We start from the raw sequence: 19,521 nt of genomic DNA on the forward strand, positions 1-19,521 counted from the left end.
CCCCCCCCCCCCCCCCCCCCCCCCCCCCCTCCCCCCCCCCCCCCCCCCCCCCCCCCCCCCCCCCCCCCCCCCCCCCCCCCCCCCCCCCCCCCCCCGCCGCCTCAGCAGGGGCGCAGGGACCAGATCGGGTCCCAGGTCGCCGTTCCCGCCTGGTAGGCCGTGGACGTCCAGCGGACGCTGCCGTCCTTGTTGTAGAACCGGGCCACCGTGCCCGGCGTCTGGTTGTTGGTGAACGGACCGTCTCCGGTCCAGTTGGTCAGCTTCCAGGTCTGGCACTTGTAGAAGTCGAACTTGGTGCCGTTGACGACCATGCACAGGTGCCCGTAACCGCAGGCCAGAGCCTTGGCGGAGACCTCGCCCCGGGGTGCGGCGGTGACGGTCAGGCCGTCGTACCGGACCGCGTCGGCGGACGCCTCCAGGACCTTCGGGCTGCCGGCCAGCACCCGGTCGGCCGTCTCCTGGAGGGAGGTGACCCTGGTGCCGTCCGGGTCGGGGGCGGCGGAGGCCGCGACCGTGGTTCCGGCGACGAGGGCCGAGGCCGCGACGAGCAGCGCGGCGGACTTGAGCGTGTTCACTGTTTCCCCCATGAACGTCGTGGTGGTACCGCCGAGGCGGTGTGCTCACACCGTGCCGGGGGCGGGCGCCGCGCGGTACCTCGCACCTCCCAGGGTCAGGTCCGGCCCGGCGGGGTGTACTCCTCGAGGTAGTGGGCGACGCGGTCGGCGTAGGAGCGGTACTTCGGGGGAACACCGCCCGCGTCGTTCACTCTCCGGTACGACGTCCGGTAGGCGGCGGCGAGCAGCACCCGGCGGTCGTCCGGGAGGTCCGCGTGCAGGCGCGGCGCGATCCAGCAGAGGTAACGGCCCATGGCGGGGACGGACTCGGCGGGCGGGAACGGCGGTTCGGGGACGGTCTCGCCGGGCGTGCCGTCCTCGTTCATCCACCAGCGCAGCACGCTCGGCGTCCAGCGGGCGATGCCGTACTCGTCCTTGACCGGGTCGGCGAGGTCGGGGTCGAAGTCGCTCTCCACCTTCAGCATGGCGGCGATCAGTGCCGGGGTGACGCCCTCGCGCCCGCAGTCGTGCGCCGTCTCCACGATCAGCAGCCGGTAGGCGGGCGGTACGCCCCGGTCGGTGCGGAGTTCGCCGGCGCCGTACGAGGCGGCGCCGGCGTTCGCGGTTCCCCCCGCGTCCCGGCCGCCGCGGTCGGACGCGGCCCAGGTGTCGATGCCGTACCCGAGGGCGGCCGCGGCGGCGGTGGCGGCGGCGGTCGAGGCGACGACGGCCCGCCGCGAGCGGCGGCGGGCGGGCGGCAGCCGGGGCAGCCGGAACGGACGTCCCGTGCCGGCCGCCGCCCGCACCCGCCGCAGCAGCGCCTCCCCGTCGACGCGGTCCTCGTGGGTCCGGGTCAGGCAGGCCCGCACGACGTCCCGCCAGGCGTCCGGCAGTGCGGGGGAGAGCCGCAGCCCGTCGGTGCCGGACGCGTAGGCGGCGGCCGCGTCGCGGCGGACCGTCGGGGTGGCGCCGGGCAGCGGGAAGGAACCGGTGAGGACGAGGTGGGCGAGCACGCCGAAGGCCCACACGTCGGCGGACGGGCGGATCCGGCGGCCCCGTTCACCGATCTCGGACCACAGCAGCTCGGGCGGGGTGTAGTCGGGGGTGGAGAAGGCGGACGTGTAGGCGTGGGTGCCCTCGAGCTCGGCGGCCGTGTTGAAGTCGGCGAGGCGGACCGAACCGTCCGCCATCAGCAGCACGTTGGCCGGTTTCAGGTCCCCGTGCACCCAGCCCGCCCGGTGCAGCTGGGCCAGCCCCTCGCAGACCTGGAGGAGCAGCCCGGGGCCCGACTCGGGCCGGGGCGAGTCGGCGAGCAGGGCGGACAGGGAGCCCTCCGCCCTCTCCAGCACGAGCACGGTGGCGCCGTCCAGGTCCGGGCGGCCGGGGTCGTCGACGGTGAGCGTCTCGTACATCCGGATCAGCCGCGGCCGTCTGAGCCGGCGCAGCACGTCGACCTCCCGCTCGACCAGTTCGCGCAGGTGGTTCAGTCGGCGGGGCGTGTTCGTGCCGGTGGGCAGGAACTTCAGGGCGGCGGTCCGCGGCAGGTCCTCCCCGCCCCCGGTGCGCCGGCCGGCGTACACGCTGCCGAAGGCGCCGGTCGCGATCGGCTCGCGCACCTCCCACTCGCCCACCCGGTATCCCTTGGGGACCGGCACGGCGTAGGCCTCGGTCACCGGACCCCCTGACGCGGCGGTGCCCCCAGGACCGCCAGGTCGTCCTCGCGGACCAGGTCGAAGCGGAGCGCCAGGGAGACCAGCGACTCCTTCTTGCCGTTCAGCCGCGGTCCCGGGTCCGCGGTCCCGGGGTCCTGTTTGAGGCGCAGCTTCACGGCGAGGTAGTCGATGTTCCACTGCACCGAGGTGCGGGACGCGGCGGGCCAGGCCGGCCGCAGCCGCTCCACGACCTGCTCGACCGTGGGCAGCGGGGCGTGCGGGGCGCCGCGCAGCCGGGGTTCGCACAGGGCGGCCAGCACCGCGAAGTAGCGCGTGGCGCGGTCCAGGGAGAAGGCGGGCGCGGTGGCGGCGCCGTCGGGATCGCCGTCGAGGCGCACGTGGTCGTGGCACGGGGCCCAGACCTCCAGCGGCAGCAGCTCGCCGGAGGCCGGCAGCACGATCCGCGAGAACTCGAACGGCACCGGCGCGTCCAGCCGCCCCGGCCCGACCTTGATGTGCTCGCCCGCGCCCTCCGGGTTCTCCACGACGTACGTCTGCTCCCGGCTGAGGTTGCTCAGCAGCCAGAAGGCGCCCTGGGCGGTGATCTCACCGGCCCTGCGGGAGACGCCCCCGTGCTCGATGCGCAGGTCGTTGCCGTGCGCGGAGCGGCCGAAGGCGAGGCGCTCGCCGGGGGCGAGACGGAAGTGGGCGCGGTGGTCCGGGTCCTTCTCCGCGGTCGGCGGAGGTACGACGATGAGGCTGTACAAGGCGCATCCCCCCGTGCCTGACGGCTACTCGGCCAGGGTAGGGCGACGCGCCGGGGCCGTGTCTCCCCCGTTCGGGTGGGACACGGCCCCGCGGCGTGTTTGGCGGGAAAGGCGCGGTCCGGTGCCCGTGCGGGCGGGGGACGCACCAGGGCCGTGTCCCCCTCGTTCGGGTGGGACACGGCCCTGTGGCGCGTTCGGCGGGGAAGGCGTGCGAACCGGGAGGGGTTTCAGTACTTCGGCCGGTTGAACCAGAGTCCGCCGTTCTTGTTGGCGCAGAACACGATGATCAGGATGCCGAGCACCAGGCTGACCAACGCGAACACGTTGGCGCCGAGCAGGCTGATCACGCTGAACAGCGTGACCAGCGAACCGTAGATGATCGCGGAGATGCGTATGCCGCCGCGGCCCGTGGCGAACTTGGCAGCCGTGAAGATCGCCCAGAACGCGAACCCCAGCACGATCAGCCCGATGAAGATCATGACGCCCGCGCCGATGCTCGCGGCGGCGTCCGCGTCCTCCGCGGAGATGGTCGGGTCGGAGGAGACGATGTCTTCGAACTGGTCCGCGAACCAGGCGCTGGCGATCATCATCAGCAGGCCGCCGAGCACCTGGAAGCCGCCGAGCACGAACAGCATCACGCGCGCGGCCTTGACGCCGCCGGGCATGACCGCCGGCGCGCCGGGGTGGCCGTAGGGCTGGAGCGGCGGGGCCGCGGGGTAGCCGTAGCCGGGCTGGCCGGGCTGCTGCGGGTAGCCGTAACCGGGCTGCTGGCCCTGCGGGGCGCCGTAGGGGTTGTTCGGGTCGCCGAAACTCATGGCGGTTCTTCCTCCGTTGTCATCAACGCGTGCGGGGACGATGCGAGGCACGGCGCGGAGGAATTTCTACAGGTGCTGTCCGTCCCCCCGGTTCTGCCTGCGGCACTGTGCGACTCATCGTTCTTGACCGGCCTCTTTCTTGTCCAGTCGCATCCCGTATGTGTTGTGCAAGTGCAACATCACTGATCTTGACCGGAAACGGGTGATCCGTGTTCGGGGCGGGACCGGGGCGTCGCGGCCGTCCGCCGTGCGGGCGGATTGGAACCCGGGGCCGGTCATCCGCGAGGATGGGGCCATGACCGCCCAGATTCTCGATGGCAAGGCCACCGCAGCCGAGATCAAGTCCGATCTGACCGCCCGCGTGGCGGCGCTGAAGGAGAAGGGCGTCACGCCCGGCCTCGGCACGATCCTCGTCGGGGAGGACCCCGGCAGCCAGAAGTACGTCGCCGGGAAGCACCGCGACTGCGCCCAGGTCGGCATCTCCTCCATCCAGCGCGAGCTGCCGGGCACGGCCACGCAGGAGGAGATCGAGGCGGTCGTCCGCGAGCTGAACGAGGACCCCTCCTGCACCGGTTACATCGTCCAGCTGCCCCTCCCCAGGGGCATCGACGAGAACCGCATCCTCGAACTGATGGACCCGGACAAGGACGCCGACGGCCTGCACCCGATGAACCTCGGCCGCCTCGTCCTCAACGAACCGGCCCCCCTGCCCTGCACCCCCAACGGCATCCTGACCCTGCTGCGCCGCTACGGGGTGGAGACCAAGGGCGCCGAGGTCGTGGTCGTCGGCCGCGGCGTGACCATCGGCCGTCCGATGCCGCTGCTGCTGACCCGGCGCAGCGAGAACGCCACCGTGACCCAGTGCCACACCGGCACCCGCGACCTGTCGGCCCACCTCAGGCGCGCGGACATCATCGTGGCCGCCGCCGGTTCGGCCCACCTGATCCGCCCGGAGGACGTCAAGCCCGGCGCGGCCGTCCTCGACGTCGGCGTCTCCCGCAGCGCCGAGGGCAGGATCGTGGGCGACGTCCACCCGGGTGTGGCCGAGGTGGCCGGCTGGGTCGCCCCCAACCCCGGCGGCGTCGGTCCGATGACGCGGGCCCAGTTGCTGGTCAACGTGGTCGAGGCGGCGGAGCGCAGTGTCGGCTGAGCACGGCGCCCGCGACGGCCGGGACGCCCCGGACGCGGCCGGGCGGGACGAGGGGACCGGTGAGGAGATCACCGTCCGCGATCCGGTCAGCGCGCCGGACGCCGAGGGCCGGCCGCGTCGTGCCACCCGCCGGTTCCCGCTGTTCACCCGGGACACCGCCCGCCCGGAGGGCGGTGGCCGGGCAGCTCCCCGCGACGCCCCCGCGCCCGCCCGCCAGTGGCCGATCCTCGCCGTGCTGCTCACGGTCGGACTGGGGCTGCTGCTGACCGCGCTCGACCTGTTCCGGTTCGGCGCGCTGCTGATCGGCGCGGCGCTGCTGACCGGGGCCGTGCTGCGGTGGCTGGTGCCGCACGTCGGGATGCTCGCGGTGCGCTCCCGCTTCACGGACATCGTCACGTACGGCGTGCTGGGCCTGGCGATCGTGCTGCTGGCGCTGATGGTGCAGCCCAAGCCGTGGCTGGAGATCCCGTTCCTGAAGGACACGCTGCACTTCACGGTCAGCGGGTAGCGGCCCGCGGAGCGCAGTGCCGCGTGCGGCGGCCCGTCCTCACCCCCGTGAGAGGGCGGGCCGCCGCCGGGAACAACCTTCCTGCACGGCGAAGCGCCTGTTCAACGGCTGTCCGGCCGCTGTGGCACGGAAGTGACCATTCCGCTACGCGCTCCGGAACCCCCTGACCACTCCAGGACCTCCCCCTGCGCGAGGCGGAGGGCCCGGCCGGGTTTGTGCGGGGTTCCGTTCGGTCGCGGGGGCGGCCGGTGGGACACTGGTCCGCGAGCGAGTACGAGCGGGCGCGCGACGGCGTGCGCCCCTGGCCCGATGCTCTCGTGCGCCCCCACCTCGGGAACTGAGCCCCTGCCCGGCGGCATCCCTGTGGGTAGCCGGAGCGGGGCTCGGCGGAGGGCACCATGCGCGAGGGAAACACCAGCACGAACCCGGGGGAAGAGGGGGGAAGCAATGCCTCGTTGGAAGGCCTTGCCGGATGAACTCGATCCGCAGATCAGGGAGTTCACGAGCCAGCTCAGGCGGGTGGTGGACCGCAGCGGCCTGAGCGTCGCCTCGGTCGCCGACAGCACGGGTTACAGCAAGACGTCCTGGGAGCGCTACCTGAACGGCCGGCTGCTCGCGCCCAAGCGCGCGATCGTGGCCCTGGCCGAGGTCACCGGGACCAACCCGGTGCACCTGACCACCATGTGGGAGCTCGCCGAGCGTGCCTGGAGCCGCTCGGAGATGCGGCACGACATGACGATGGAGGCGATCCGGATCTCGCAGGCGCGCGCCGCGCTCAGCGAGCTCGCCGGCCCGCCGGCGGGCCCGGGCGGCAGGAGCCGCAAGGGCGGTGCCGCCGTCCGTCCGGGGGTCGCGGGGCCGGCCGGTGTCTCCCCGGGCGTGCCGCCGCAGCCGACCGCCGCCGACGCCCCCGACGCCTCCGCGGTGAACTCGTGGGGCGTCGACGGACGCGCCGGGGCGCCGCAGCCGGGCCGCGGCGCCGGGGCCGTGGCCGCACCGCCCGCCGGGTACGGCGGGACGCCGGGAGCGCACGGCGCGCCGCCCCGGGGCACGGCCGACCGCGGCCGCTCCGGCGGTGCCGGGGGCAAGCGGCGCACGGCGAGGTTCGTCGTCGGCGCCGTGGGAGTGCTGGTGGTGATCGCCGCCGCGCTCTACGTCACCGGGACCGAGGGCGACGGGAAGAACGAGGCCGCCGCGTCCCCGTCGCCCACCGCCACCACCGACGCGAACCTGCCCCCCGGCGTGAAGTGCAGCGGCGACGGCTGCGCGGGCAAGGACGCGGAGAGCATGGGGTGCAGCGGCGACCTCGTGACCACCGCCGGGACCGCGACCGTCGGCACCACCACCGTGGAGGTCCGCTACAGCGAGGTCTGCGGCGCCGCCTGGGGCCGCATCACCCAGGCCGCGCAGGGCGACAAGGTCGAGATCACCGCGGGCGGGGCGCGGCAGAGCGACACCGTCACCGAGGCCGGTGACGCGGTCGCGTACACCGCGATGGTGGCGGTCGAGGACGCGGCGCAGGCGAAGGCCTGTACGGTGCTCGCCTCCGGCGAGGAAGGCTGCACGGGGTGAGGGGCCGCGCGGGGCCGACGCCGTACGGGTGAGGGCCGCGCGGGACGGGAGCCGTGCGGAGCGGCCGGACGGACCGAAGGCTCGCCCCCTTCACCCGGTCGGGGGGTGCTTCCCGCCTCCTCGCGGAGTTCTCCGGGAGATATGTGGGGAATGTGTGACGGGCCCGCATGGCCCGGCGAAAGCCGGGCACGCGCACCGTACCCCCACGGGAGTCCGGCACGGTCGGCCCCCGACGGCGGCCGACCCGTCCCCCACCTCTCCCGGACGGGCGGCCGCCTTTTCGCGTCCGTACCGCGTACCGGAGGGGGCCGCTCTGTGGGATGGGCCACAGAGAGCCCTGCCCTCCGTGATCGCGGATGCCGCGATAGCCTGACCGCTGGATCTCTCTTGACGCCAAGAGATCGATCATTCCCATCCGTGATCGATCATCGCGGCGGACGGCGCCGGACCAACCCGTTCCGGCGACCGGTCACCGCGAACCGGCCGCGGGGATCCCGCACCCCGGGGCAGGGACCGCCCCACCGCCAGCTGTCATACGGAGAACGCCATGACCCGCACTCCCGTGAACGTCACCGTCACCGGCGCGGCCGGCCAGATCGGTTACGCCCTGCTCTTCCGCATCGCCTCCGGCCAGCTGCTCGGCGCGGACGTACCGGTCAGGCTGCGCCTGCTGGAGATCACCCCGGCGCTCAAGGCCGCCGAGGGCACGGCCATGGAGCTGGACGACTGCGCGTTCCCGCTCCTGCGGGGCATCGACATCACGGACGACCCGAACGTGGCCTTCGACGGCGCCAACGTCGCCCTCCTCGTCGGCGCCCGCCCGCGCACCAAGGGCATGGAGCGCGGTGACCTGCTGGAGGCCAACGGCGGCATCTTCAAGCCGCAGGGCCAGGCCATCAACGCCCACGCCGCGGACGACATCCGCGTCCTGGTCGTCGGCAACCCGGCCAACACCAACGCGCTGATCGCCCAGGCCGCCGCGCCGGACGTCCCCGCCGAGCGGTTCACCGCCATGACCCGCCTGGACCACAACCGCGCGCTGACCCAGCTGTCGAAGAAGACCGGCGTCCCCGTCTCCGAGATCAAGAAGCTGACGATCTGGGGCAACCACTCCGCCACCCAGTACCCGGACATCTTCCACGCCACCGTCGCCGGCAAGAACGCCGCCGAGGTCGTGAACGACGAGAAGTGGCTGGCCGAGGACTTCATCCCGACCGTCGCCAAGCGCGGTGCCGCGATCATCGAGGCCCGCGGCGCCTCGTCGGCCGCCTCCGCCGCCAACGCCGCCGTGGACCACGTCCACTCCTGGGTCAACGGCACCCCGGAGGGCGACTGGGTCTCCATGGGCATCCCGTCGGACGGCTCCTACGGCGTCCCCGAGGGCCTGATCTCCTCCTTCCCGGTCACCGTCAAGGACGGCACGTACGAGATCGTCCGGGGCCTGGAGATCAACGACTTCTCCCGCGCCCGCATCGACGCCTCCGTCAAGGAGCTCGAGGAGGAGCGCGAGGCGGTCCGCGGTCTCGGCCTCATCTGACGCGCCCCGTTCGACGCACCCCGTTCCCCCGGTGATCCCCGGCCCGCCCACGCGGGCCGGGGATCACCGCTTGGTGGGGCGGACGGCCGCGAGGACGAGCGCGCACGGTGCGGGCGGCCCCCGGCCGCTTCCGTCCGCCGCGCACCCCCTGCGGCACGGGCGCCGGCGCGGGAACCGGCCGGGCCCCCGGCCGGCGTTCCCCGCCGCACGCCCCCGGTGACGGAGCGCTCACGGGGCGGGGGATTCGCACCCTTTCGCCCTCGCTATCCGTGAGACGGCGCACTTTCGGCCGGTCCCGCGCATGGATCCGCGGGGCAGGGGCAGGTGCACCCGGTCCCCTGGGCGGCACCCGTGCGCCCCGGGGACGCGGCACAGAACGGAAGGTCAGTAAGGGATCATGGCGGACAGTACGGAACTCCGGGCGCGCGACACCATCCACGCGGGGGGTGCATGGCGAGCGGCCGTCTCGGGGGCCACGCGCGAGGTCCTCGACCCCGCGGACGCCCTGCCGTTCGCCGTGGTCGCCGAGGGCGACGAGAAGGACGCCGACCTGGCGGTGGCCGCCGCCCGGCAGGCCTTCGACGAGGGCCCGTGGCCGCGCACCCCCGTCGCCGAGCGGGCCGCGCTGCTGCGCCGCGTCGCCGACCTGCTCGTGCGGGACCGGGAGGAGCTCGGCCTGCTGGAGAGCCGGGACGCGGGCAAGACCGTCGAGGAGGGGCGCGTCGACATCGACTGCGTCGCCGACGCCTTCCGCCACTTCGCCGACCTGGTCGCCGCCGAGGCGCCCGGCCGGGTCGTCGACGCGGGCTCGCCCGACGTCCACAGCGTCGTCGTGCACGAGCCGGTCGGCGTGTGCGCGATGATCACGCCCTGGAACTACCCGCTGCTCCAGGCCAGTTGGAAGATCGCCCCGGCTCTGGCGGCCGGCAACACCTTCGTCGTCAAGCCCAGCGAGATCACCCCGATGACCACCGTCGCGCTCGTCGAGCTGCTCGTCGAGGCGGGGCTGCCGGCCGGGGTCGCCAACATCGTCACCGGGCCGGGCCACACGGTCGGCGCCCGGCTCGCCGAGCACCCCGACGTCGACCTGGTCTCCTTCACCGGCGGGCTGGCCAGCGGCGTCAAGGTCGCCCAGGCCGCCGCCCCGGGAGTGAAGAAGGTCGCCCTCGAACTCGGCGGCAAGAACCCCAACGTCGTCTTCGCCGACGCCTGCGCCACCGAGGAGGGCTTCGACACCGCCGTCGACCAGGCCCTGAACGCGGCCTTCATCCACAGCGGCCAGGTCTGCTCGGCCGGTGCCCGGCTCATCGTCGAGGAGTCGGTCCGGGACCGCTTCGTCGCCGAACTCGCCCGCCGCGCCGAGCGGATCAGGCTCGGCCGGGGCACCGAGGAGGGCGTCGAGTGCGGACCGCTGGTCTCCGAGCAGCAGCGCGCGAAGGTCGAGGCGTACGTCGAGTCCGCGCTCGCCGAGGGCGCGGTGCTGCGCTGCGGCGGCAAGCGGCCCGAGCCGTCCGCCGCGCGTCCCGCGGCCGGTTACTTCTACGAGCCGACCGTCCTCGACCGCTGCCACCGCGAGATGCGCGTGGTGCGCGAGGAGGTCTTCGGCCCGGTGCTCACCGTCGAGACCTTCCGCACCGAGGACGAGGCCGTCGCCCTCGCCAACGACACCGAGTACGGGCTGGCCGGCGCCGTCTGGACCGCCGACGCGGGCCGCGCCCGCCGCGTGGCCGGACGGCTGCGCCACGGCACCGTGTGGATCAACGACTTCCACCCCTACCTCCCGCAGGCGGAGTGGGGCGGTTTCGGCAAGAGCGGAGTGGGCCGCGAACTCGGCCCGGCCGGTCTCGCCGAGTACCGCGAGACCAAGCACGTCTACCAGAACCTGGCGCCGAAGCCGGTGCGCTGGTTCGCCGGCTGAGCCGCGACCGGCGCCGCGGCGTCACGGGCGCGAGGACGCCCCCGTGACGCCCGCACGGCGCGCGGGGTGACGCGACGGGGCGCGACCGGGCACCTTCCCGCGCCCGCGGACCGGCACCTTCCCGCGCCCGCGGACCGCCGCGCCCCGCATCGCCGTCCCCACGCCGGCCGGAACGCCGTCCCGAGCGCATCCGGCGTCACCACCCGTCCACCCGTCCCGAGTTCCGGAGGAGTACCCCTGTCATGTCCGACCACACCCGTGAACAGGAATACGACTACGTCGTCATCGGCGGTGGAACCGCCGGTTCCGTCATCGCCTCCCGGCTGACCGAGAACCCGGACGTCACCGTCGCCGTCATCGAGGGCGGCCCCACCGACGTCGGCCGCGACGACGTGCTCACCCTGCGCCGCTGGATGGGCCTGCTCGGCGGCGAACTCGACTACGACTACCCCACCGTCGAGCAGCCGCGCGGCAACTCGCACATCCGGCACAGCCGGGCCCGCGTCCTCGGCGGCTGCTCCTCGCACAACACGCTCATCGCGTTCAAGCCGCTGCCGTCCGACTGGGACGAGTGGGAGGCGGCCGGCGCCGAGGGCTGGGGCGCGGTGCAGATGGAGGCGTACTACGCCCGGCTCGAGAACAACATCGTCCCGGTCGACGAGAAGGACCGCAACGCCATCGCCCGCGACTTCGTCGACGCCGCCCAGGCCGCGCTCGGCGTGCCCCGCGTGGAGGGCTTCAACAGGAAGCCGTTCCACGAGGGCGTCGGCTTCTTCGACCTGGCCTACCACCCGGAGGACAACAAGCGCTCCTCGGCGTCGGTGGCCTACCTGCACCCGGTGATGGACGAGCGCCCCAACCTCACGATCCTGCTGGAGACCTGGGCGTACCGGCTGGAGCTGAACGGCACCCGCGCCGAGGGCGTCCACGTCCGCGCCAAGGACGGCGAGGAGATCCTGGTCAAGGCCCGCCGCGAGGTCGTCCTCTGCGCCGGGGCCGTCGACTCGCCCCGGCTGCTGCTGCACTCCGGCATCGGCCCGAGGGCCGACCTGGAGGCGCTCGGCATACCCGTGGCGCACGACCTGCCCGGCGTCGGCGAGAACCTGCTCGACCACCCCGAGTCGGTGATCGTCTGGGAGACGAACGGCCCCATCCCGGACAACTCCGCGATGGACTCCGACGCCGGCCTGTTCGTGCGCCGCGACCCCGAACACGCGGGCCCCGACCTGATGTTCCACTTCTACCAGATCCCGTTCACCGACAACCCGGAGCGACTGGGCTACGAGCGGCCGGAGTTCGGCGTCTCCATGACCCCGAACATCCCCAAGCCCAAGTCCCGCGGCCGGCTCTACCTCACCAGCGCCGACCCCGAGGTCAAGCCCGCCCTGGACTTCCGCTACTTCACCGACGAGGACGACTACGACGGCCGCACCCTCGTCGACGGCATCCGGATCGCCCGGGAGATCGCGAGGACCGAGCCGCTGGCCGGCTGGCTCAAGCGCGAGGTGTGCCCCGGCCCGGACGTCACCGGCGACGAGGAGCTGAGCGAGTACGCCCGCAAGGCCGCCCACACCGTCTACCACCCGGCGGGCACCTGCCGGATGGGCGCCGCGGACGACGGGGACGCCGTGGTCGACCCCGAGCTGCGGATCAGGGGCCTGGAGGGCATCCGGATCGCCGACGCCTCCGTCTTCCCGACCATGACCGCCGTGAACCCGATGATCGGGGTGCTGATGGTCGGCGAGCGGGCCGCCGACCTGATCGGGGGCGATGCCCGGTGAGCACCGCCACCGACACCGCGGACCATACCCCCGTCTTCTCCGTCGACGGCCTGTGGAAGGTCTTCGGACCGAAGGCCCACCGCGTCCCCGGCGACCCGCAGCTCGCCGCCCTCGGCCCGGCCGAGCTGCGCGCCCGCACCGGCTGCACGGCCGCCGTCCGGGACGTGGGCTTCGACGTCCGCAGGGGCGAGGTCTTCGTCGTCATGGGACTGTCCGGCTCCGGCAAGTCCACCCTGGTGCGCTGCCTGACCCGGCTGATCGAGCCGACCGCGGGCACCATCGCCATCGACGGCGAGGACGTCCGCGCCATGGACCGGGCACGGCTGCGCGCACTGCGCCGCCACCGTGCCGCCATGGTCTTCCAGCACTTCGGCCTGCTGCCGCACCGCACCGTCCTCGACAACGTGGCCTACGGCCTCCAGATCCAGGGCGTCGGCAGGGCGGAGCGCCGTGCGCGGGCCGCCGAGGCCGTCGCCAAGGTCGGCCTGGAGGGCCTGGAGCAGCGCAGGCCCGCGCAGCTCTCCGGCGGCCAGCGGCAGCGCGTGGGACTGGCCCGCGCGCTGGTCGCCGACCCCGAGGTGCTGCTGTTCGACGAGCCGTTCAGCGCGCTCGACCCGATCGTCCGGCGCGACATGCAGGAGGAGGTGGTCCGGCTGCACCGCGAGGAGGGCCGCACGATGGTCTTCATCACCCACGACCTCGGCGAGGCGCTGAAGCTGGGCGACCGCATCGCCCTGATGCGCGACGGCCGCGTGGTCCAGCTCGGCACCCCCGAGGAGATCGTGGGCGCGCCCGCCGACGACTACGTCCGCGCCTTCGTCCGGGACGTCCCGCGCGAGCAGGTCGTGACCGTCCGCACGGCCATGCGCCCCGCCGTCAGTGCCGAGGAGGCCGGCAGCGGCCCGGCGGTGCGGCCCGACGCCACGGTGTCGGAGGCCATCGAGGCCGTCGCCCGCGCGGGCGGCCCGGCCCGCGTCCTGGACGGGGGCCGCTGCCTGGGCGTGGTCGACTCGGCGGCCCTGCTGGGCGTGGTGGCGGGCGTGACCGGCCCGGGCGCGGCCGGTGCCGGGCAGGCACCGGCCGGGCGCCGCGCGCCGGCCGCCCTCACGGCCGGCGGCGAGGAGCCGGTGTGATGGCGACGATCACGGCACCGGCCCGGAAGGCCCCGTCGCCGGGCGCCCCGGCCCGTCCGGCCCTGCGCAAGCTCCTCGCGCTGGCCCTCGTGGCCGCGGTCCTCGTCCCGCTCGCCGCCGCCCGCTGGGCGAGCGGCGGCTGGCCGGAGGCGCTGACCGTCGACCTCTCCGGGCCGCTGGACCGGGCGAGCGACTGGATCATCGACCACCGGGACTCCCACCCCCTCTTCCTGTACTTCCTCGGCCACGTCAGCAACGTCGTCGTCATCGCCGTACGCGCCGTCTACCTCGCCCTCCTCGCCGTCGGCTGGGCGGGGACGACCGCCCTCGCCGCGCTCGTCGCCTGGCGGGTCGCGGGCGTCCGGCTCGCCCTCGGGACCGCCGCCGCCCTCCTCGCCTGCGGGCTGCTCGGCATGTGGGTGCCGACCATGCAGACGCTCGCCCTGATGGTCGTCGCGGTGACCGCGTCGGTCGCCGTCGGCGGGCTGCTCGGGCTCGCCGCCGGGCTGTCCGACCGGACGCACCGCGCGCTGCGCCCGGTCCTGGACACCATGCAGGTGCTCCCGGCCTTCGCCTACCTCCTGCCGGTCGTCCTGGTCTTCGGCATCGGCGTCCCGGCGGCCGTGCTGGCCACCGTCGTCTACGCCGCGCCGCCCATGGCCCGCCTCACCGCGCTCGGTCTGCGCGGCGCCGATCCGGAGGTGCTGGAGGCGGTCGAGTCGCTCGGCGCCACCGCCCGCCAGCGCCTGCTGACCGCCCGTCTTCCGCTGGCCCGCAAGGAGCTCCTGCTCGGCCTCAACCAGACGATCATGATGGCGCTGTCCATGGCCGTCATCGCCTCCGTGATCGGCGCCGGCGGCCTCGGCGACCGCGTCTACCAGGCGCTGGCCTCGGTCGACGTGGGCGCCGCGCTCGCCGCCGGCATCCCGATCGTGCTGCTCGCCGTCGTCCTGGACCGGGTGACCGGCGCGGCCGGCGCCCGGCTCGGCCAGGAGCCCGCGCCGCACGCCCGCGCGCTGTGGCTGTGCGCCCTGGCCGGCGCCGCGGCCGTGGCGGTCGCCGGGCGCTTGGCCGGCGCGCTGCAGTGGCCCGACGGACGGGTCGTCGGCATCGCCGAGCCGGTCAACCGCGCCGTCGACTGGATGACCGCCCACCTGTACTCGGGCGTCCCCGTCGTCGGCGGCACCGCGGACTGGGCGGGCCGCTTCACCACCTGGGTGCTCGACCCGCTCCGCGACGGCCTGCAGGGGCTGCCCTGGTGGGCGGTGCTGCTCGCGGTCGCCGCCCCGGCCTGGCTGATCGGCACCTGGCGCACCGCGCTCACCGCCGTCCTCGCCATGGCCGCGATCGGGGTGCTCGGCGTGTGGCGGCCGTCGCTGGACACGCTCGCGCAGGTCCTCGCGGCCGTCGCCGTCACCCTCGTCACCGGCATCGCGACCGGGATCGCGGCCGCCCGCAGCGACCGCTTCGAACGGCTGCTGCGGCCGGTCCTGGACGTGTTCCAGACGATGCCGCAGTTCGTGTACCTCATTCCGGTCGTCGCCCTGTTCGGCGTCGGCCGCGCCCCGGCCGTCGCCGCCGCGGTCGTCTACGCGCTGCCGGCCGTCGTCCGCATCACCGCCCAGGGCCTGCGCCAGGTCGACCCGGCCGCCCTGGAGTCGGCCCGCTCGCTCGGCGCGACCGGCGCCCAGCAGCTGCGCCAGGTCCAGCTCCCGCTGGCCCGGCCGGCCCTGCTGCTCGCCGTCAACCAGGGCGTCGTCCTGGTGCTCGCCGTCGTCATCATCGGCGGCCTGGTCGGCGGCGGCGCGCTCGGCTACGACGTCGTCCTCGGCCTCGCCCAGGGCGACCTGGCGACCGGACTGGTCGCCGGGGCCGCGATCGTCTGCCTGGGCCTGATGCTCGACAGGGTGACCCAGCCCACCGGACGCCGCGCGACGAAGGGAGCGTGACATGCGACGCCGTACGACCTCCGCCGCGGCCGGAGTCCTCGCGCTCGCCCTGCTCACCGGCTGCGGTGCCGCCGACATGACCCGGCAGGCGTCCCCCTTCGCGAACGCCCGGGGGGCGAAGACGGTCACCCTGTCCGTGCAGTCCTGGGTGGGCGCCCAGGCCAACGTGGCCGTCGCCCGGTACCTGCTGGAGCACGAGCTCGGCTACCGCGTCGACACCGTCCAGATCGACGAGGTGCCCGCGTGGGACGCGCTCAGCCAGGGCCGGGTCGACGCCATCCTGGAGGACTGGGGCCACCCCGAGCAGGAACGGCGCTACGTCGAGGACAAGAAGACGATCGTGAACGGCGGCGACCTCGGCGTCACCGGACACATCGGCTGGTTCGTGCCGACGTACTTCGCCGAGCAGCACCCCGACATCAAGGACTGGAGGAACCTCAACAAGTACGCCGACCGGTTCCGCACCCCGGAGAGCGGCGGCAAGGGCCAGCTGATGGACGGCTCGCCGTCCTACGTCACCAATGACAAGGCGCTGGTGAAGAACCTGGAGCTGGACTTCAAGGTGGTCTTCGCCGGCTCCGAGGCCGCGCAGATCACCCAGATCCAGCAGTTCGCCAAGGGGAGGAAGCCCTTCCTCACCTACTGGTACACCCCCCAGTGGCTGTTCGAGAAGGTGCCGATGACCGAGGTGGAGCTGCCCCCGTACGAGGAGGGCTGCGACGCCGAACCGGAGGAGGTCGCCTGCGCCTACCCGCACACCCCGCTGCAGAAGTACCTCAACGCGGACTTCGCGCGCAACGGCGGCGAGGCGGCGGACTTCCTGAAGCGGTTCACCTGGACGACCGAGGACCAGAACGAGGTCTCCCTGATGATCGCCGACCAGAAGCTGTCCCCCGAGGAGGCGGCGGAGAAGTGGGTGGGCGGCCACGAGTCCGTCTGGAAGGAGTGGCTGCCCTGACCCTCACCCCGCGAGACCGGCCGCGACGTCGCGCAGCGCCCGCACGGCACGGCGCTGCAGTCCCGGCCCGAACGTGACGCGCGTGGCCCCGAGTTCACCGAGCGCGGTGGGCGAGGGGCCCTCGCCGTCCAGCCGCGCGAGCACGTTGAGGGGCCCCTCGATCCCGGCCCGCAGCAGGGGCAGCACCTCCACCGGGGCGCCGATCGGATACACGCAGTCGGCGCCGGCCTCGACGTACAACCGGGCCCGGAAGAGGGCCTGTCCGGGATCGGCGACCCCGCGGACGAAGGTGTCCACACGGGCGTTGACGAAGAGCCGGCCGCCCGCGGCGGCCCGCACCCCGGCCAGCCACGCGGCGTGCTCGTGCGGGTCCTTGAGGACACCGTCCACGGAGTCCTCGAGGTTGCAGCCCACGGCGCCCGTCTCCAGCAGCCGCTCCACCAGCTCCCCCGGCGCGAGCCCGTACCCCGCCTCCACGTCCGCCGACACCGGGACCTCCACCGCCCGGGCGATCCGCGCGACCGCCGCGAACATCTCGTCCGCGGGCGTCCCGCCGTCCTCGTACCCGAGCGAGGCCGCCACCCCGGCGCTGGGCGTCGCGAGGGCCGGGAACCCGGCCTCGGCGAACACCCGGGCGCTCGCCGCGTCCCACGGGCCGGGCAGGACCAGGGGATCGCCCGGCGCGCGGCGGCGGTGCAGCGCGCGGAAGGCGTCCGCCCCGCTCACCACGCGGCGCTCCCCGGGGGGATCCGCCGGGCGACCATCAGCCGGTTCCAGCCGTTGACGACGGTGACCAGCGCGATCAGGTGGGCCAGCCGGACGTCGTCGAAGTGCTTCGCGGCCCTCTCGTACACCTCGTCCGGCACGGAGCCTCCCCCGGGGCCGAAGGCCCGGGAGGCGCTCCCGGTCAGCACCGTGACCGCCTCGGTCAGCGCCAGCGCGGCCCGCTCCCGCTCGTCGAAGACGTCCCCGGCCTCCTGCCAGGCGGCCAGCAGACCGAGCTGCCGTTCGTCCACCCCCTGCTCCCGGGCGATCGCGAGGTGCAGGTCCAGGCAGAACGCGCACCGGTTGAGCTGCGAGGCGCGGATCTGGACCAGCTCGGCGAGCGCGGGATCGCCCAGCCCCTTCCCGGCGGTGGCGCTCAGCGCCAGGAGGGCGGCGCGCACCCCGTCGTCGAGGTGTGTCGTCCGGGCCGTCACGCGTGCCGCTCCGGCCGGTGGTGCCCCGGCACCCGGCGCGTGGTCACGCCGAACCGGTTCCACGCGTTGATCACCGCGATGGCGGCGATCAGCTGGGCCAGTTCCGCCTCCTCGAAGTGCCCGGCCGCCCTCTCGTACACCTCGTCCGGCACGAAACCGTCGGTGAGGACGGTCACGGCGTCCGTCAGCTCCAGCGCCGCCAGCTCCTTCTCCGTGTAGAAGTGCCGGGACTCCTCCCAGGCGCTCAGCTGCACGATCCGCTCGACGCTCTCGCCCGCCGCGAGCGCGTCCCTGGTGTGCAGGTCCAGGCAGAAGGCGCAGCGGTTGAGCTGCGAGGCGCGGATCCTCACCAGCTCGCGCAGCCCGGCGTCGAGTCCGCGCCCGGCCGCCGCGTCGAGCCGGAGCATCGCCTTGAACACGTCGGGAGCCAGCGCGGCCCAGTCCATCCGGGGCACGGGCTCGGCGGCGTGCACGGGGGCCGTCGTGGTGTCGTCGGTCGTCATGCCACGACCCTAGGGACGAAGCAGCCCGGTTGTATGGTCCATTCCCATGGCGGAACACCGGGCCACTTTGGGCATCGACCTGCACCTCGAACCGACCGGCCCGGGCCTGCGCCGCGGTCTGACCGACGCCCTGCGCGAGGCCGTCCGCACCGGACGGCTCACCCCGGGGACCCGGCTGCCCTCCTCCCGCTCCCTCGCCGCCGACCTGGGCATCGCCCGCAACACCGTCGCCGACGCCTACGCCGACCTGGTCGCCGAGGGCTGGCTCACCGCACGGCAGGGCTCCGGCACCCGGGTCGCCGACCGCGCGGTGCCCCGGCCGCCGGCCCGCCCCGCCGCCCCGCGACGGGACCCCGGCCGGCCCCGCTACGACCTCCTCCCGGGCACTCCCGACCTCGCCTCCTTCCCCCGCGCCGCCTGGCTCAAGGCCACCCGCCGCGCCCTGGCCGCCGCCCCCAACGACGCCTTCGGCTACGGCGACCCGCGCGGCCGGCCCGAGCTGCGCACGGCGCTCGCGGACTACCTGGCGCGCGCCCGGGGCGTGCGCGCCGACCCCGAACGCCTCGTCGTCTGCTGCGGGTTCGCCCACGGCCTCCAGCTGCTGTGCGCGGTCCTGCGCGCCCGCGGCGCCCGCACGCTGGCCGTGGAGCCCTACGGCCTGGACGTCCACTGGGACCTGGCCGAACGCACCGGGCTGCGCACCGTCCCGCTCCCCTTCGACGGCCTCGGCACGTGCGCGCGGCCCCCCGGCGACGCCGACGCGGTGCTGCTCAACCCGGCGCACCAGTTCCCGCTGGGCGGCGCCCTGGCCCCCGACCGCCGCGCCGCGGCGGTCGACTGGGCGCGCCGCACGGGCGGACTGGTCCTGGAGGACGACTACGACGGCGAGTTCCGCTACGACCGCCAGGCCGTCGGCGCGCTCCAGGGCCTCGACCCCGACCACGTGGTGTACCTCGGCACGGCCAGCAAGTCCCTCGCCCCCGGACTGCGCCTCGGCTGGATGGTCCTCCCGCCGTCGCTGGTGCCGGAGGCCGTCGCGCACGGCGGCGGCCGGTCCGTCGGCGTCCTCGACCAGCTCGCCCTCGCCGAGTTCCTCGCCTCCGGCGCCTACGACCGTCACGTCCGCGCCGCCCGCCTGCGCTACCGGCGCCGTCGCGACGCCCTGGTCGAGGCGCTCGCGGCCCGGGCCCCCGGCGTACGGGTCACCGGCATCGCGGCGGGGCTGCACGCGGTCCTCGAACTCCCGCCGGGCACCGAGCCGTCGGTGGTCCGCGCGGCCGCCTGGCAGGGCCTCGCCGTGCACGGCCTCTCCCGCTACCGCCACCCCGCCGCCGCGGTCGCCCGCGAGGACGCCCTGGTCGTCGGCTACGCGACCCCGCCGGACCACGCCTGGGCGGGCACGCTGGAGGCACTGTGCCGGGCACTGCCCTGACCGACGGCCGGACCAAAGGCGCATCCGGTGCCAAACACCGCCGAACGACGGCGGGGGAGGGCCCGCGGGCGGGGGGCTCCTGTACGCGCCGTC

General features: G+C 74.6%; 17 protein-coding genes. 10 read left to right on the plus strand and 7 right to left on the minus strand.

The genetic code is table 11. The features are described 5' to 3' along the window. Positions 1 to 101: 101 nt before the first annotated feature. The 4 genes from ACZ56B_RS22220 to ACZ56B_RS22235 all read right to left on the minus strand — a co-directional run bounded on the left by ACZ56B_RS22220 (position 102) and on the right by ACZ56B_RS22235 (position 3,788). Positions 102 to 587 (minus strand): hypothetical protein, encoded by a 486-nt coding sequence (locus tag ACZ56B_RS22220; RefSeq protein WP_468793246.1) that lies wholly within the window; start codon positions 585 to 587, stop codon positions 102 to 104. 83 nt (positions 588 to 670) lie between these two features. Beyond that, on the minus strand, positions 671 to 2,227 hold the full coding sequence (locus ACZ56B_RS22225) for a serine/threonine protein kinase (RefSeq protein WP_468793249.1): 1,557 nt from the start codon (positions 2,225 to 2,227) through the stop codon (positions 671 to 673). Next, positions 2,224 to 2,973, minus strand: coding sequence for an FHA domain-containing protein (locus ACZ56B_RS22230; protein WP_468793253.1), 750 nt, complete (start codon positions 2,971 to 2,973; stop codon positions 2,224 to 2,226). The genes ACZ56B_RS22225 and ACZ56B_RS22230 overlap by 4 nt, the downstream gene beginning before the upstream one ends. Before the next feature lie 227 nt (positions 2,974 to 3,200). Then, positions 3,201 to 3,788: a hypothetical protein gene (locus ACZ56B_RS22235; protein ID WP_468793257.1), complete on the minus strand. Its 588-nt coding sequence runs from the start codon at positions 3,786 to 3,788 to the stop codon at positions 3,201 to 3,203. A 295-nt stretch (positions 3,789 to 4,083) separates the two neighbouring features. Here ACZ56B_RS22235 and ACZ56B_RS22240 point away from each other — a divergent pair, with 295 nt between their 5' ends. The 9 genes from ACZ56B_RS22240 (at position 4,084) to ACZ56B_RS22280 (ending at position 16,294) form a co-directional block, all read left to right on the plus strand. Beyond that, positions 4,084 to 4,938 carry a bifunctional methylenetetrahydrofolate dehydrogenase/methenyltetrahydrofolate cyclohydrolase gene (locus ACZ56B_RS22240; protein ID WP_468793262.1) on the plus strand — a complete coding sequence of 285 codons (855 nt, stop codon included), beginning with the start codon at positions 4,084 to 4,086 and terminating at the stop codon, positions 4,936 to 4,938. Then, positions 4,928 to 5,446: a DUF3017 domain-containing protein gene (locus ACZ56B_RS22245; RefSeq protein ID WP_468793290.1), complete on the plus strand. Its 519-nt coding sequence runs from the start codon at positions 4,928 to 4,930 to the stop codon at positions 5,444 to 5,446. The genes ACZ56B_RS22240 and ACZ56B_RS22245 overlap by 11 nt, the downstream gene beginning before the upstream one ends. 447 nt (positions 5,447 to 5,893) lie before the next feature. After that, positions 5,894 to 7,018: a helix-turn-helix domain-containing protein gene (locus ACZ56B_RS22250; RefSeq protein ID WP_468793294.1), complete on the plus strand. Its 1,125-nt coding sequence runs from the start codon at positions 5,894 to 5,896 to the stop codon at positions 7,016 to 7,018. A gap of 547 nt (positions 7,019 to 7,565) precedes the next feature. Then, positions 7,566 to 8,555 (plus strand): malate dehydrogenase, encoded by a 990-nt coding sequence (locus ACZ56B_RS22255; RefSeq protein ID WP_468793298.1) that lies wholly within the window; start codon positions 7,566 to 7,568, stop codon positions 8,553 to 8,555. Positions 8,556 to 8,952: 397 nt separating this feature from the next. Then, positions 8,953 to 10,473 carry an aldehyde dehydrogenase family protein gene (locus tag ACZ56B_RS22260; protein WP_468793301.1) on the plus strand — a complete coding sequence of 507 codons (1,521 nt, stop codon included), beginning with the start codon at positions 8,953 to 8,955 and terminating at the stop codon, positions 10,471 to 10,473. A gap of 242 nt (positions 10,474 to 10,715) precedes the next feature. Then, complete coding sequence (locus ACZ56B_RS22265) at positions 10,716 to 12,254, plus strand: GMC family oxidoreductase (protein ID WP_468793306.1); 1,539 nt, start codon at positions 10,716 to 10,718, stop codon at positions 12,252 to 12,254. Beyond that, on the plus strand, positions 12,251 to 13,387 hold the full coding sequence (locus ACZ56B_RS22270; RefSeq protein WP_468793309.1) for a betaine/proline/choline family ABC transporter ATP-binding protein: 1,137 nt from the start codon (positions 12,251 to 12,253) through the stop codon (positions 13,385 to 13,387). Before ACZ56B_RS22265 ends, ACZ56B_RS22270 begins: the two co-directional genes overlap by 4 nt. Then, entirely contained in the window at positions 13,387 to 15,336 is a 1,950-nt protein-coding gene (locus ACZ56B_RS22275; RefSeq protein ID WP_468793314.1) for an ABC transporter permease, read from the plus strand. The genes ACZ56B_RS22270 and ACZ56B_RS22275 overlap by 1 nt, the downstream gene beginning before the upstream one ends. A 1-nt stretch (position 15,337) precedes the next feature. Further along, positions 15,338 to 16,294: an ABC transporter substrate-binding protein gene (locus tag ACZ56B_RS22280; RefSeq protein ID WP_468793317.1), complete on the plus strand. Its 957-nt coding sequence runs from the start codon at positions 15,338 to 15,340 to the stop codon at positions 16,292 to 16,294. A gap of 3 nt (positions 16,295 to 16,297) precedes the next feature. Here the strand turns inward: ACZ56B_RS22280 and ACZ56B_RS22285 are convergent, their stop codons facing one another. Genes ACZ56B_RS22285 through ACZ56B_RS22295 form a run of 3 tightly spaced genes read right to left on the minus strand, consistent with a single transcriptional unit; the run spans position 16,298 to position 17,996 of the window. Then, entirely contained in the window at positions 16,298 to 17,020 is a 723-nt protein-coding gene (locus ACZ56B_RS22285; protein ID WP_468793505.1) for an isocitrate lyase/PEP mutase family protein, read from the minus strand. After that, entirely contained in the window at positions 17,017 to 17,493 is a 477-nt protein-coding gene (locus tag ACZ56B_RS22290) for a carboxymuconolactone decarboxylase family protein (RefSeq protein ID WP_468793320.1), read from the minus strand. Before ACZ56B_RS22290 ends, ACZ56B_RS22285 begins: the two co-directional genes overlap by 4 nt. Further along, positions 17,490 to 17,996, minus strand: a complete 507-nt coding sequence (locus tag ACZ56B_RS22295) for a carboxymuconolactone decarboxylase family protein (protein WP_468793325.1) — start codon at positions 17,994 to 17,996, stop codon at positions 17,490 to 17,492. Before ACZ56B_RS22295 ends, ACZ56B_RS22290 begins: the two co-directional genes overlap by 4 nt. 46 nt (positions 17,997 to 18,042) lie before the next feature. Here ACZ56B_RS22295 and pdxR point away from each other — a divergent pair, with 46 nt between their 5' ends. Next, entirely contained in the window at positions 18,043 to 19,428 is a 1,386-nt protein-coding gene (gene pdxR, locus ACZ56B_RS22300; protein ID WP_468793330.1) for a MocR-like pyridoxine biosynthesis transcription factor PdxR, read from the plus strand. Positions 19,429 to 19,521 lie beyond the last annotated feature (93 nt).

The sequence above is a fragment of the Streptomyces sp. NPDC034670 genome, assembly GCF_055574875.1.

What these genes read in the sequence shown, in the direction of transcription:
- ACZ56B_RS22220 (WP_468793246.1), bottom strand. Translation starts at nt 587, where the DNA reads ATGGGGGAAACAGTGAACACGCTCAAGTCCGCCGCGCTGCTCGTCGCG.
- ACZ56B_RS22235 (WP_468793257.1), bottom strand. Translation starts at nt 3,788, where the DNA reads ATGAGTTTCGGCGACCCGAACAACCCCTACGGCGCCCCGCAGGGCCAG.
- ACZ56B_RS22240 (WP_468793262.1), top strand. Translation starts at nt 4,084, where the DNA reads ATGACCGCCCAGATTCTCGATGGCAAGGCCACCGCAGCCGAGATCAAG.
- ACZ56B_RS22250 (WP_468793294.1), top strand. Translation starts at nt 5,894, where the DNA reads ATGCCTCGTTGGAAGGCCTTGCCGGATGAACTCGATCCGCAGATCAGG.
- ACZ56B_RS22255 (WP_468793298.1), top strand. Translation starts at nt 7,566, where the DNA reads ATGACCCGCACTCCCGTGAACGTCACCGTCACCGGCGCGGCCGGCCAG.
- ACZ56B_RS22260 (WP_468793301.1), top strand. Translation starts at nt 8,953, where the DNA reads ATGGCGGACAGTACGGAACTCCGGGCGCGCGACACCATCCACGCGGGG.
- ACZ56B_RS22265 (WP_468793306.1), top strand. Translation starts at nt 10,716, where the DNA reads ATGTCCGACCACACCCGTGAACAGGAATACGACTACGTCGTCATCGGC.
- ACZ56B_RS22275 (WP_468793314.1), top strand. Translation starts at nt 13,387, where the DNA reads ATGGCGACGATCACGGCACCGGCCCGGAAGGCCCCGTCGCCGGGCGCC.
- ACZ56B_RS22280 (WP_468793317.1), top strand. Translation starts at nt 15,338, where the DNA reads ATGCGACGCCGTACGACCTCCGCCGCGGCCGGAGTCCTCGCGCTCGCC.
- ACZ56B_RS22295 (WP_468793325.1), bottom strand. Translation starts at nt 17,996, where the DNA reads ATGACGACCGACGACACCACGACGGCCCCCGTGCACGCCGCCGAGCCC.
- pdxR (WP_468793330.1), top strand. Translation starts at nt 18,043, where the DNA reads ATGGCGGAACACCGGGCCACTTTGGGCATCGACCTGCACCTCGAACCG.